We start from the raw sequence: 11,001 nt of genomic DNA on the forward strand, positions 1-11,001 counted from the left end.
TCCGGCCGTGACAGGCGCCGGGTCCACGTCCGCCTGGCGGTGCTCCGAGGTGGAGCCTGCCGCTGACCCGAACCGTTGCCGGGCTCCCGTACGGGCGCCCGGCGCGGTACAGCGGACGGGCGCGGCAGGCCGTGCGGTCAGGTCAGGAGCGCGGCGGCGTGGTGACGTGCCTGGTCCAGCCAGGAGGCGCGGGTTTCACCGGACGAGTCGGTGACCGTCCGGAAGACGACCCGGCGGACGTCGGCGACTCCTATGTACGGCAGTACGCATGCCGCCCAGATCCTTTGCAGCGGGTCCCCGAACTCGGTCTCCTCTCGGTCGGCGGGAGTGTCGGAGGTGTTCAGGACGAGCGCCCGGCCGGCTCTGAGCAGCCCCACGGGCTCCCCCTCCGCGGTTCCCAGTTTGTAGGCGACTCCGGGCGCGAGCACCCGCTGCACCCAACCCGCCAGGACAGCGGGTGGCATGCCCCACCAGTTCGGGTGCACGAACACCATGGCGTCGAGCGTGGCCACCTCCGCCTGATGGAGCGCCACCTGGGCATCGTGAGCACGCGTGGCGGACCGGACCGTGTCCGTCTCATCGGCGGACAGCCCGGCTGCGAACTCCTCGGCGCAGAGGTCGTGCGCGAGAACCTCGCATCCGAGGTCACGCAGGTGTCGCACCACCGTGTCGAACACGGCGTGGTTGAAACTGCCAGGCCGTGGGTGCGCGAGATAGACCCCTATACGCGGCATGCATCCCCCAAGAACATCGCTGGTAGCCGATCATGGTGGCCCTGCTACCGGCCCCATGGATGATCAAGCATGGCCGGTGGGAACGCTTCAGGGAACCGGTCCACGAGATCCGGACGAAAACACCGGTCGCCCGTACGCCTTCAAGGTGTACGACGGCAACCGGCGGCCGCAGCAGTCCGGTTCGCGACTCCTCCACGGCCTGTTCGACGAAGCCGCCATGGTCGCTCTCCGTGGAGTCGGTGCCACCGGCGGGGATCGCGTCGGCGTCCGCGGGACGGCCGGTCTTCGTCGCCCGCGCCACCCGTCGTGGTCGAACGCGCTCGAAGGGGTCTGACGGCAGTTCACGCACGGGGCGCCTCACGGGTGGTGTGCTGGTCTACGGTGAGATCGGACGCCTGCTCAGATGGCTTCGGCCGACCGGAAGGAGAGCCTGTCATGGGTGCCCTGCCCCGTCCTGGCGAGCCCGGGATCCCCCGTACCGCCAACGCGATCGCGGCCGCTCTCGCGCCGGGCCGCAAGGGGGTGTTCCTGGAGGAGCTGCTTGCCGCTCAGGCGGGGGACGAGCAGTTGGCCGTGATGGAGCGCTGGCATCTGCGGGCGGTCGCCGACACCCGTCGTACGGACGCCGACCGTGCTCAGGCGGCCGCGCTGCGGACCGGCGACCGTGGTGGGGTGCGCACGCTCGACGATGTCCTGGGCTCGCTGAGCGGGGCCTGGTGAGTCACGGCTTGACCGATCAGGCCGCCGCGGTCCTCTCGGCCATGTCCGCCAAGGCGCCCGAGACGTTCACCGCCACCGTCCGGGTCCTGGCCGTCGTCGCGGCGGCGCACGAGCGGGGCACCGTGCCGCCGGGGGCGAGCCCCACCGACCAGTGGGGCGATGTGTACGACCTCGACGTCCCTGGTCACCCCGTGCTCGTCGAATGGTTCACCGGGGATCCGGACGCGGTGACCATCACCCGGATCACGTGGCTGGAGAGCGTCCCGTAGCCGGTGGACGCCGGACGGTCACGGCGAGCGGGTTCCGTGGGCCGGCGGGCCAGGCGGCGGGGGCGGAGCGGCCGTATCGTCGCGCTCGTCTTCCCTGCGGCGCGGCCACCTGCTAGCGGCTGTCCGCCTTCGGCTTCCGGGTTCCGGTTTCCCCGACCGTGAAGCACGCGCCGGGATCGGCGTGCCGGACCTCCCCCAAAAACTCGGCGGCGGCGTGTGCGGTGGCCTCGGCCGGCTCCGTACCGGGGCCGACGTGGGTCACGACGAGCCGTCCGGCACCGGCCTGGGCTGCGCTCCGGCCGGCCTGGGCGGCCGAGTGGTGGCCTGGTCCCTCACCGTCGGCCTCGCAGACGAAGAGGTCGCAGTCCCGGGCGAGTTCGACGAGGGCGGGGCAGGGCGCGCAGTCGCCCGAGTAGGCGAGGGAGCGCCCCTGATCGTCCTCGACGCGGAGTGCGAAGGCGGGCATGCCGTGCTCGACGGCCCGTGCGCGCAGGGTGAGTCCTCCGATGGCGGCGGCATGCCCGTCGTACAGCTCCTCGACGGCGAAGGCCCGCTCGACGGGGCTTCGTTCGGGGCCGTTGGTCAGGAAGGCCGCCAGCCGGTCGGCGGTGCCGGGCGGTCCGAAGAGGGGGACGGGGAGGTCGAGATCGAGTCCGGCGTACAGGAGGGCGTAGTAGGCGGTGAGCAGGTCGGCGCTGTGATCGGCGTGCAGGTGGGAGATCCAGATGGCGTCGATCTCGCCGAGCCGGGCGTGCCTCTGGAGCTCTCCGAGCGTGCCGCTTCCGGCATCCACCCACACGCGGGCGCCGCCGCCCTCGACGAGATAGCCGGAGCAGGCGTTTCCCGGCCGGGGGAAGGGGGTCGCGGAGCCGAGCACGGTGATCCGCAGCGCATGGTCGATCATGGGTCCGATCCTAGGACCGGTGCTCGGGCCATGGGCGGGAGCGTACGGAACCGGGCACGGCAGGTGCGCGTCCGCCTGGTCCGGTCGGCTGATCGCCCCGTACGTTCTGGCCGGATGCCCTGGCGGGGCCGGTGGCGACGGGATTGAAGTGCGTCCGGGCGGGTAGCGGCGGTGTCGTACGAGAAACGACCGAAGCTGCTGCCGAAGACCGGGGATGCCGGGCATGGCCGCGGCAGGCGGCGCACGGGCCTCGCGGGGCGGCGTCGTCGTAGAAGGTGCCCAAAGCCGGTGCGGCAGCCGCCGGAAAGGGGTGTCCGCCATGTCGGACGAGGCCATGGGCGACGAGGTGTACCAACAGACCGGCGGGAACGAGGAACAGGAGGACGCGGCGCCCCTGGACCTCCAGAACGTCCTGGACGAACGCGACTACGACGCCATGCTCGACGAGGGTTACTCACCCCCGGAGAGGCCGCTCGGCGTGGAGAAGGCCGGTACGACCGCCGGAGAACAGCGGGAGGGCGAGCCCCTCGACGATCGGCTCCGGGAGGAGACGCCCGACACCGGTACCGCCGACGAGACGGATGCCGACGGCGTCGGCGACCTGCCAGGGGGTGCCGGGGAGCCCCTCGACAGCGAGGTCGGCGACCGCAGGGCCGGGCGCCTCGTCGCACCGGACGAGGGTACTCGGGAGGACGTCGAGCAGGCGCCCCTGGCTTCGGACGTCGGCATCGACGGCGGCGCGGCGGGGGCGGAGGAGGCGGCGATGCACGTCGTGCCCGAACCGGACCTCGACGCGGGACCGGAGGGGGCGGAGGGGGCGGAGTAGGGACTGGCTCCTGGTCCGGGCGGGATCCCGGTGCGGCCTCCGCGAGGCGCGACGCGGCCGCGCTTTTGCCGGATCGGCAACATGAGTGGTCCGGTGGGGAAGGACGGCGTAACGGTAGGGGCATGCCCGATGACATCACAGCAGAGTCCTCCCCGTCCTTGTCCGACGGTTACGTCGGCGACCCCGCCGTGCGGGAGGAGTGGGACAACCGGTACGCCGAGCGGCAGCAGCTCTGGAGCGGGCAGCCCAACGGGGCGCTCGTGGAGGAGGTCGCCGGCCTGGCTCCCGGGCGGGTGCTCGACGTCGGCTGCGGCGAGGGGGCGGACGCCATCTGGCTCGCCCGCGCGGGCTGGGAGGTGACCGCCCTCGAGGTCTCGGGGGTGGCGCTGCGGCGGGCGGCCTCCCATGCGCGGGAGGCCGGTGTGGGCGTTCGCTGGGTCCACGCGGGGCTGACCGAGGCGGCGCTTCCGCCGGCCTCCTTCGACCTGGTCTCCGCCCAGTACCCGGCCTTGCTGCGCACCCCTGAGGCCGCGGCCGAACGGGCGCTGCTCGCGGCCGTCGCGCCTGGGGGCGTGCTGTTGCTCGTCCACCACGCGGGCATGGACACCCACTCCTCGCACGACAGCGCCTTCGACCCCGCCGACTACGTCTGGCCCTCGATGGTCTCCGCGCTCCTCGACGCCGACTGGCGGGTGGAGGTGGACGAGCAGCGTCCCCGCCTGGTGCCGGAAGGCGGCGCCGGTGCGCACCACACCCACGACGTCGTGCTACGAGCCCGCCGACTGCGCTGACGCAGGTCGGCCGTTCCCGCGAGATGCGCCTCCGTGTCGTCCAGGCGCAGGAGCGTCAGCGTGATGGCCCCGTCGGACAGCATCGTTTCTTCATGCAATCGTTTCCTCATGCGGGGGGCGACGTCTGCCGGTTCAGCCGGTGGTGCCGTCGAGCATCTCGCGCAGGATGTCCAGGTGGCCGTTGTGACGGGCCGTCTCCTCGGTGAGGTGGAGGAGGATCCAGCGCAGGTCGACGTGGAGGCCGTTGCGGACGGTGCCCTTGGCCTTGGTGTCCAGGCTGTGGGCGGCGGCCAGTTCACGGTAGCGGGCGCTCTGTTCGGCGTACTCGTCGAGGAGTTGCGCGAGCGGGAAGTCGACGGCGATGCGCATCTCGCGGTCGGGGTCCTCGGCGGTCCAGGGGCCCTGGTCCTCCTCGCCCAGGAAGACCACCTGGAACCAGTAGTACTCGACCCAGCGCAGGTGGTTGATCAGTCCGCTCAGCGTCATCAGCGGAGAGCCCGGCAGGAGCGCCTTGCGGGCGTTCTCCTCGGAGACGCCTTCGCACTTGGCGCGGGCGGTGTCACGTGCGTAGTCGAGGAACGTGGTGAGCTGGGTGCGCTCGTCCCACGCGGGCGGCGTGTCGTCGATCGTGGTAGTCATCGCACGAAGCATTCCCGCTTCCCGGGCCGGTGTCGAGGCGTTTTCGCGGCGGGCCGCTCAGGCACCGGAGTCGGAGGTCCTGAGCCCCGGAGGTCGTAGGGGGAGGAGGAGCCCGTCGTGCCTTCCTGGCTGTGCGGTGCGGAGCATGGACACAGCAGGCCGGTACAGGGACTTCGCGGTGCGGGAAGCCCGCGGGCACTCCCCCTCTAGGAGGAAGTGGCCGACCGGGTCGCCCGCGACGAGGAGTTGCTCTCGCTCATCGAGCGGTTGCCCGAGGAGAAGCGTCGGCCCCACCTGCTCCTGGGCGCCGTGCGGTATTTCGACGGGCCTCTTCAGGACCCCGGGGCTTTCCGGGCCTGGGTCGCGTCGCCCACCGGGACCGGGTGCGTGCGACCGTGCCGGCACGCCGGACGCAGACGAACGAAGCCGGCCGGTGTGTCACGCTGCTGCCGCTGCCGGCGTCCCTGCCCCAGCCGCTCGCCCTGATCGAGGTCGCGCCTCGGCAGGGCTGTGCCTGTACCCGGACGAGTACCGGTACCGGTGGGACGACCGCCCTCCCCTCGGTCCGGCCGGGACCCGGACCGGATACGGGCATCGAGCATCGGGCACGCGACGCTCGGTGTGCCGCGCGCCGCGTGCCTGCCCCGGGGCTTCTCACGGCGTGCCGGGCGGTTCGTCCTCCTCGTCGCGGCGTTCCTTCAGCGTCGCCCGGTAGGCGCTCGGTCGTCGTCCCGTGTGGCGGACGAAGAGGGCGGTGAACGTGCCCGGGTCGCGGTAGCCGACGTCGGCGGCGATGGCGGCGACGGTCCGGTCGGTCGTCTCCAGGAGGTGGCCGGCCCGGCGGACCCGTGCGGAGTGCAGGTACGCGAGGGGTGTCCGGCCGGTCTCGGCGCCGAAGCGGCGCAGCATGGTCCTGGCGCTGACTCCGAACTCCCGGGCGAGGGCCGGCAGGTCGTAGCGGGCGGCGAGGTTCTGGTCGAGGCGGCGCATGACGCCGGCCGAGAAGCCGTGTCCCGCCGTCGGCAGGAGGTCCGTGTCGACGTACGGCGCCTGGCTCGACCTCGTGTCGTCCAGGAGGGCCAGGCGGGCGGTGCTCCGGGCGATCCGGGGGCCGTCGTGCTCGCGGACGAACCGCAGGGCGAAGTCGTACATGGCGCTGAACGCGGCCGTGGTCGTCACCCCGCGGTCGGTCACCACCAGTTCCTCCCGGCGCAGTCGTACGTCGGGGTAGCGGTGGGCGAGGCGGTCCGCGTACATCCAGGAGGTCGTCGCGTCCCGGCCGTGCAGCAGCCCGGCCTCCGCGAGGAGGAAGGCGCCGACGCAGATCGACACCACGGCGGTTCCCGACGCCGCCTGGGCCCGGATCGCGGCGATCTCGGGCATGAGCTTCGCGAGGGCCGTGCCCGGGTCGAGAGCGGAGGGCAGTTCGAAGCCCGGCACGATCAGGACGTCGGTCGGGCGGACCGCCGTGACGTCGATGCGCGCGCCGCCGGAGGCGGTCACGCGGCGGCGCGGCGAGACCACCGACGTCGTGTACGAGGGCTCCGCCGCGCCCTGGGCCGCGGCGACGTGGGCGGCCATGGTCAGGATGTCGGGCACGCCGAAGACCTCGGACGCGAAGCAGTCGGGGTAGGCCAGCACGCTGACCCGCAGCGGGCTCATGGGGACCTCCGGCGGACGGACGGGCGGACGGGCGGACGGGCGGACGGGCGGACGGGCGGCGGTATTCCCGGGAGACGTGGCGGTATCTCCGGTTCTCCGAGTGCTCAGGGTCCCTTCATCCTTCCTGTCATGGCAACCACAAGACGGCAGTACGACGACGACCCGCTGGACGACTTCGCGTGCAGGGAAGTCGAGGTGGAGGGCGTCCGCAAGCGCGTGCACGTGACGGGGGCGGGGCCCGCGGTGGTCGTCATGCCCGAGATGCCGGGGATCAGTCCGGACGTCGCCCGGTTCGCGCGGTGGATCCGGGAGGCCGGGTTCTCGGTGTACGTGCCGTCGCTGTTCGGTGTCGACGGGGCCTATCCCCGTGCCGGAGCGGGTGAGACCGTCGTCCGGCGCGCCTGTGTCAGTGCCGAGTTCCGGGCGTTCGCCGGCGGTGGCACCAGTCCCGTCGTCGGATGGCTGCGGGGGCTGGCGCGTGCGGCGCATGCCGAGCGGGGCGGGCCGGGGGTCGGGGCCGTCGGTCTGTGCTTCACCGGGAACTTCGCCCTCTCCATGGCGCTCGAACCCGCCGTCGTGGCGCCGGTGGTCAACCACCCGTCCCTGCCGCTCGACGATCCCGCCGGGATCGAACTGGACGAGGCGGACGCCGCTGCCGTGGCCGAGCGTGTGCGGCGGGACCGACTGAAGGTGCTCGCCTACCGTTTCGAGAACGACCGGTGGTGCACGGGGCAGCGGTTCGCGGCGTACCGGGCGCTGCTCGGCGACGCCTTCGACGGCCGCGTGCTGCCCGCCGAGGCGGCGAACACCGACCCGCCGCCCTTCTTCCGCGAGGTCGTCGGCTGCCCCCACAGCGTCGTGACGGCCCATCTCGTGGACGAGGCCGGCCATCCCACCGTACGGGCCCGCGACGAGATCGTCTCCTTCCTGGTGGAACGGCTCAAGGGGCGGGCGGCGGGGTGAGTCCGGATGCGGTCCGGACCGGGGGCACGGAACCGGGTGGCGGCTCCGTCCGCGCTCGGGCAGGATCGCCCGCATGTTCTCTGTCGTGCAAAACGTGGCGATCGACTGTGCGGACGCCTATGAGATGGCCCGGTTCTGGAGTGCGGTGACCGGTGGTCCGCTGCATCCGGAGGCCAGGCCGGGCGACCGGGAGACGCAGGTGACGCTCCCGGAGGGCCCGGCGCTGTACTTCAACCAGGTGCCGGAACCGAAGACGGTCAAGAACCGGATCCGCTTGTGCCTTCGCCCGACGACCTCGCGAGAGGAGGAGGTCGAGCGGCTGCGGGGACTCGGTGCCACCCTGGTCGCCGACCGGCGGGAGCCCGACGGCACGGGCTGGGCCGTCCTCACGGACCCGAACGCGTCTAACTAGCGGTTCTAGGGTATCGGCCGGTCAGTGGCACGCGGAAGCCCCGCCCGCACGCCACGGGGGCAGCGTACGAACGGGGCCGGGCCGAACCGCTGAACTGTCTTGCTCGCCGTCGCTCAGCGGGCCGGGGTCGGGTCAGCGCGGGTCACTCGCGCATGGTCGGTGTACTCGCGCCGGAAGAGGTCATGGCCGGGGTTCAGGCCGGTATGTCTCAGCGCCCAGTCTTGGGCGGTCTCGGGATCATCCTGCGGGCCGGATGACTCGCCGCATCCGATGGACGTGCAGAACAGTTCCGCCGTAACGCCACCCTCGGGTGCGTGCTGGATCGTGTGGGTCACGTAGCGGTAGACAGCACGGGTGGTCATCCGAACGCCTCAGCGGGCAGCGTGGGGCCGTCCTCGGCGTCATCGTCGTCCGGCTCCGGGATGCGGTTCCCTCGGCTCTCCGCGACCCTGAGCGCGTCTTTCAGGCACTCGGACAGGCGCAGGGCCGTATACCTGATCTCAGAGTGGGGCGACTTGGGGTCAGACAGAACCTTGTCCGCCGACTCCAGGACGCTCGCGCCCATCCCGAGCTGAACGGCTTCCATCTCGTCAGCGAGACGGGACAGGACACTGTTCGCCCCGCCGTCCGTGCTCAGATAGCACGACTTGCCGTCCCTGGCCCACGGGAGCAACCGAGGCGGTAAGCCCGCCGCTGCGTCGGCCAGGTCGCGCCGTCGCTCCCGGTCTCCCTCAGTCCTGCGTGTCACGTCGGCCCCCTCGGTCCGCTCGGTTGATGTGGTGACGGTACGAGCGGCGAGGGGGCCAATCCACGTGCACTGTGGGGTAGTTCGGGAGGCCAGCGGACCGAAGTACCGCGCTCCGCAGTAGCTCAGCCAGCGACCCCGAGGTGTGCCGCCATGCTTCGCATTTCTTCGGTCAGCGTGCGCTTACGCGTCTTGAGGATGTCGACCATGACGTAACGGGCCATGGGTTGATGAGTGATCCATCCCTCTGCGCGCTGCTTGATCTGCATCAACTCACCCATGGCGTCCTGGTGTTCGCCGGATGCGACGTACGCCTTGGCCACGTCCAGGCGGTGACGGTTCCAGTTGTTCGGCGTGACCCCGCCGAGACTGCGCAAGCCGCTACCGCTCACGGGGCCTTCATCAGCGCGCCGCAGGACTCCGCGCGCATCGCCGATCAGCGACAGGTCTTCGATCGCCTTCATCTCAGCCGTTGCGGGACCGAACCCGCCCCAGTGGTCGGGAAAGCCCATGTCCTCACGCCCCATGGCGCTTGCTGCTGTCGCTGCCATCCGTCGGGCCTCAGCGGCTACGTCCGGGCGGTTGTTGCGCACGCTGGACGCTGCCACCCTGAGCCACAGCTCACCCCACACGGCCAGATGATCCGTGGAGGCTGAGGACAGCCGGGGTTCGATCTCGGCGGCCGTCTGCGCTGCAAGTTGCTCGCACTCGTCGAACCGGTCTTGCCGCAGCAGCAACCAGCACATGCCGACGACGCCAGTTGCCGCCGTGAGGGTCTGCCCGTTCTCCCTGGCAAGGCGGATCGCCTCCGCCAGCGCGTAGTAGGCCATGTCGTACTGCCGTACCTGCGTGAGGAACTGGCCAGTCATCAACAGCACTTGAGAGCGTGCGATCACTGCGTGCTGCTGATCCTCGCCGTCAAGGGCATTCACGGCAGCCTCAGAGCTACGCAACAGCGGAGGAAGCATCTTGGCCACGGACGAATATCGGTCCTGGTCATACAGCGCCCTTGCGTCCCGAACCTTCTGGCGCGTCGCATTCAACCCCGCAGGTTCCACCGGGTCCGCCGTGAGAGGGGCGGCAAGCCCGATGGGCGGCATGAGAGCCCGCCGCAACTCAACCAGGTGACGCCGGTTGGCGTCGTCTTGCGGGCCGACCACGGAACGGGGCGCTTCGGTAGCGAACAGCGCGGACGTGCTGACCCCCAGCGCGCGGGCAAGGGCGTGCAGGGTCTCAACCCGTACGTCCCCGCCCTGTTCGACCTTGCGAACGGTACTTAGCGAAAGGTCGGCCGATTCGGCCAACCCTTCCTGGCTCAGTCCGGCCGTGCGCCGGTACTTCCGGATGTTGTCTGCCAACCCTGTGGACATCAGCGCTCACCTCACGACAAGCGTATGCCCGTCCGCTACCTGAGCAACGCCGATCAGTCAAGACGAGCGGACGAGGGCCGAAACGCCGAAGCCCCCGACTGCCGCGCTGGGCGGCTGCCGGGGGCAGGGTCGTTCAGAAGTGTTCGGGGCACTCGCAGATCACGCCGAGTGCCGCTGGGTCGGGGTCCGTGCCGGCTTCGGCGCGGAACAGGTTCCTGAAGAGCGGCCACAAAGGGTGCGCGCCGATCTTGCGGGGCTCCTCGTCGGCCAACAGGCAGGCCAGCTCCCGAAGTTCATCGCTCAGAGGCGGAAGCGTGTCGGCCCAGCGGCGTTGGCGGTCGGCCAGACACTCACCCAGATGTTCATACACGGCGGGACTCCTCAACTGCCCTTCGGGCGGCGTCTCTCATGACGGTCAGCGGGTCGGCGTCGCCCGTGTCGGTGGCGCGTTCGTGGGCGGACAGGGCGGCGTCGAGCTGGGCCAGGAAGCGGAGCGCGGGATGGGCGACCGGTGCCCCGGCGCTACCGGGCACGAGAACGCCGTCAGCGGCTATCTGAGCCACCAAGGCACCCCACACGGCCCGAAGCTCCTCGTATCGTTCCCCGTCGATCTCAGCGGGTGCGGTGGACTTCGTGACGCTGGTCTTGGCGGTGGACTTGCGGGCGCGTGCCGCTGCCTTCCTGTGAGCGTCGCTGCAATACCGGGTGCGCCGGTCAGCGTCGGCGGGCAGTTCCGCGCCGCAAGGAGCGTGAGCACATCGTCTCTTCAATCGGTTTCCCTTCGGATTTGGCGGACACTCTGGAATTTCTGTGTCCGGGACGGACGTAAAAGGCGAGCTGGGGCCGGGATCGCTGAGCGGCATTGCCGTGAACTTTCGGTCCACATACGCCTACCGGCAGCCCAAGAAAATCGAGAGGGCAAGCGATCAACCGTCAATGACGCGAACGGCAGTGCCGACATTCAAT

At 71.0% G+C, this 11,001-nt stretch carries 16 protein-coding genes; 7 read left to right on the forward strand and 9 right to left on the reverse strand.

Going from position 1 to position 11,001, the window contains the following annotated elements; genetic code table 11:
• Positions 1-137: 137 nt before the first annotated feature.
• On the reverse strand, positions 138-734 hold the full coding sequence (locus tag QK442_RS26695) for an NAD(P)H-dependent oxidoreductase (protein WP_282696615.1): 597 nt from the start codon (positions 732-734) through the stop codon (positions 138-140).
• A gap of 435 nt (positions 735-1,169) precedes the next feature.
• On the opposite strand from QK442_RS26695, the gene QK442_RS26700 reads away from it, so the two are divergent.
• Positions 1,170-1,454, forward strand: a complete 285-nt coding sequence (locus QK442_RS26700; protein ID WP_282696616.1) for a hypothetical protein — start codon at positions 1,170-1,172, stop codon at positions 1,452-1,454.
• 8 nt (positions 1,455-1,462) lie between these two features.
• Positions 1,463-1,723, forward strand: coding sequence for a hypothetical protein (locus QK442_RS26705; RefSeq protein ID WP_282696617.1), 261 nt, complete (start codon positions 1,463-1,465; stop codon positions 1,721-1,723).
• Between the two features lie 112 nt (positions 1,724-1,835).
• Here QK442_RS26705 and QK442_RS26710 read toward each other — a convergent pair whose 3' ends face one another.
• Positions 1,836-2,627, reverse strand: a complete 792-nt coding sequence (locus QK442_RS26710) for an MBL fold metallo-hydrolase (protein WP_282696618.1) — start codon at positions 2,625-2,627, stop codon at positions 1,836-1,838.
• A gap of 319 nt (positions 2,628-2,946) precedes the next feature.
• Between QK442_RS26710 and QK442_RS26715 the strand changes: the two genes are divergently transcribed.
• A complete protein-coding gene (locus QK442_RS26715; RefSeq protein ID WP_282696619.1) occupies positions 2,947-3,453 on the forward strand; it encodes a DUF5709 domain-containing protein in 507 nt (168 codons plus the stop codon).
• Positions 3,454-3,575: 122 nt separating this feature from the next.
• Positions 3,576-4,244, forward strand: coding sequence for a class I SAM-dependent methyltransferase (locus QK442_RS26720; protein ID WP_282696620.1), 669 nt, complete (start codon positions 3,576-3,578; stop codon positions 4,242-4,244).
• 132 nt (positions 4,245-4,376) lie between these two features.
• Here QK442_RS26720 and QK442_RS26725 read toward each other — a convergent pair whose 3' ends face one another.
• The gene (locus tag QK442_RS26725; RefSeq protein WP_282696621.1) at positions 4,377-4,883 is read right to left on the reverse strand and encodes a DinB family protein; all 507 of its coding nucleotides are present in this window, start codon (positions 4,881-4,883) and stop codon (positions 4,377-4,379) included.
• A gap of 395 nt (positions 4,884-5,278) precedes the next feature.
• Between QK442_RS26725 and QK442_RS26730 the strand changes: the two genes are divergently transcribed.
• Positions 5,279-5,641: a hypothetical protein gene (locus QK442_RS26730; RefSeq protein WP_282696637.1), complete on the forward strand. Its 363-nt coding sequence runs from the start codon at positions 5,279-5,281 to the stop codon at positions 5,639-5,641.
• Here the strand turns inward: QK442_RS26730 and QK442_RS26735 are convergent.
• The gene (locus QK442_RS26735) at positions 5,538-6,545 is read right to left on the reverse strand and encodes a helix-turn-helix domain-containing protein (protein WP_282696622.1); all 1,008 of its coding nucleotides are present in this window, start codon (positions 6,543-6,545) and stop codon (positions 5,538-5,540) included. The two genes, QK442_RS26730 and QK442_RS26735, sit on opposite strands and share 104 nt — an antisense overlap.
• A gap of 129 nt (positions 6,546-6,674) precedes the next feature.
• Between QK442_RS26735 and QK442_RS26740 the strand changes: the two genes are divergently transcribed.
• Entirely contained in the window at positions 6,675-7,508 is an 834-nt protein-coding gene (locus tag QK442_RS26740; protein WP_282696623.1) for a dienelactone hydrolase family protein, read from the forward strand.
• 73 nt (positions 7,509-7,581) lie between these two features.
• Positions 7,582-7,920 carry a VOC family protein gene (locus QK442_RS26745; RefSeq protein ID WP_282696624.1) on the forward strand — a complete coding sequence of 113 codons (339 nt, stop codon included), beginning with the start codon at positions 7,582-7,584 and terminating at the stop codon, positions 7,918-7,920.
• A 113-nt stretch (positions 7,921-8,033) separates the two neighbouring features.
• Here QK442_RS26745 and QK442_RS26750 read toward each other — a convergent pair whose 3' ends face one another.
• From QK442_RS26750 to QK442_RS26770, 5 genes are all read right to left on the reverse strand, one after another.
• Complete coding sequence (locus tag QK442_RS26750) at positions 8,034-8,282, reverse strand: hypothetical protein (RefSeq protein ID WP_282696625.1); 249 nt, start codon at positions 8,280-8,282, stop codon at positions 8,034-8,036.
• Positions 8,279-8,506: a hypothetical protein gene (locus QK442_RS26755; RefSeq protein WP_349239684.1), complete on the reverse strand. Its 228-nt coding sequence runs from the start codon at positions 8,504-8,506 to the stop codon at positions 8,279-8,281. The genes QK442_RS26750 and QK442_RS26755 overlap by 4 nt, the downstream gene beginning before the upstream one ends.
• Before the next feature lie 284 nt (positions 8,507-8,790).
• Positions 8,791-10,035, reverse strand: coding sequence for a helix-turn-helix transcriptional regulator (locus QK442_RS26760; RefSeq protein WP_282696626.1), 1,245 nt, complete (start codon positions 10,033-10,035; stop codon positions 8,791-8,793).
• A 133-nt stretch (positions 10,036-10,168) separates the two neighbouring features.
• Positions 10,169-10,405: a hypothetical protein gene (locus QK442_RS26765; RefSeq protein WP_282696627.1), complete on the reverse strand. Its 237-nt coding sequence runs from the start codon at positions 10,403-10,405 to the stop codon at positions 10,169-10,171.
• Entirely contained in the window at positions 10,398-10,598 is a 201-nt protein-coding gene (locus tag QK442_RS26770) for a hypothetical protein (protein ID WP_282696628.1), read from the reverse strand. Before QK442_RS26770 ends, QK442_RS26765 begins: the two co-directional genes overlap by 8 nt.
• Positions 10,599-11,001: the final 403 nt, after the last annotated feature.

Origin of the sequence: Streptomyces sp. CC208A (assembly GCF_030010625.1) — a bacterium.
In the GTDB taxonomy this organism is placed as follows: Bacteria; Actinomycetota; Actinomycetes; order Streptomycetales; family Streptomycetaceae; genus Streptomyces.

Coding starts and splice junctions, on each gene's coding strand:
- QK442_RS26695 (WP_282696615.1), bottom strand. CDS start 734: ATGCCGCGTATAGGGGTCTATCTCGCGCACCCACGGCCTGGCAGTTTC.
- QK442_RS26700 (WP_282696616.1), top strand. CDS start 1,170: ATGGGTGCCCTGCCCCGTCCTGGCGAGCCCGGGATCCCCCGTACCGCC.
- QK442_RS26710 (WP_282696618.1), bottom strand. CDS start 2,627: ATGATCGACCATGCGCTGCGGATCACCGTGCTCGGCTCCGCGACCCCC.
- QK442_RS26715 (WP_282696619.1), top strand. CDS start 2,947: ATGTCGGACGAGGCCATGGGCGACGAGGTGTACCAACAGACCGGCGGG.
- QK442_RS26720 (WP_282696620.1), top strand. CDS start 3,576: ATGCCCGATGACATCACAGCAGAGTCCTCCCCGTCCTTGTCCGACGGT.
- QK442_RS26725 (WP_282696621.1), bottom strand. CDS start 4,883: ATGACTACCACGATCGACGACACGCCGCCCGCGTGGGACGAGCGCACC.
- QK442_RS26735 (WP_282696622.1), bottom strand. CDS start 6,545: ATGAGCCCGCTGCGGGTCAGCGTGCTGGCCTACCCCGACTGCTTCGCG.
- QK442_RS26740 (WP_282696623.1), top strand. CDS start 6,675: ATGGCAACCACAAGACGGCAGTACGACGACGACCCGCTGGACGACTTC.
- QK442_RS26745 (WP_282696624.1), top strand. CDS start 7,582: ATGTTCTCTGTCGTGCAAAACGTGGCGATCGACTGTGCGGACGCCTAT.
- QK442_RS26750 (WP_282696625.1), bottom strand. CDS start 8,282: ATGACCACCCGTGCTGTCTACCGCTACGTGACCCACACGATCCAGCAC.
- QK442_RS26755 (WP_349239684.1), bottom strand. CDS start 8,506: ATGGAAGCCGTTCAGCTCGGGATGGGCGCGAGCGTCCTGGAGTCGGCG.
- QK442_RS26760 (WP_282696626.1), bottom strand. CDS start 10,035: ATGTCCACAGGGTTGGCAGACAACATCCGGAAGTACCGGCGCACGGCC.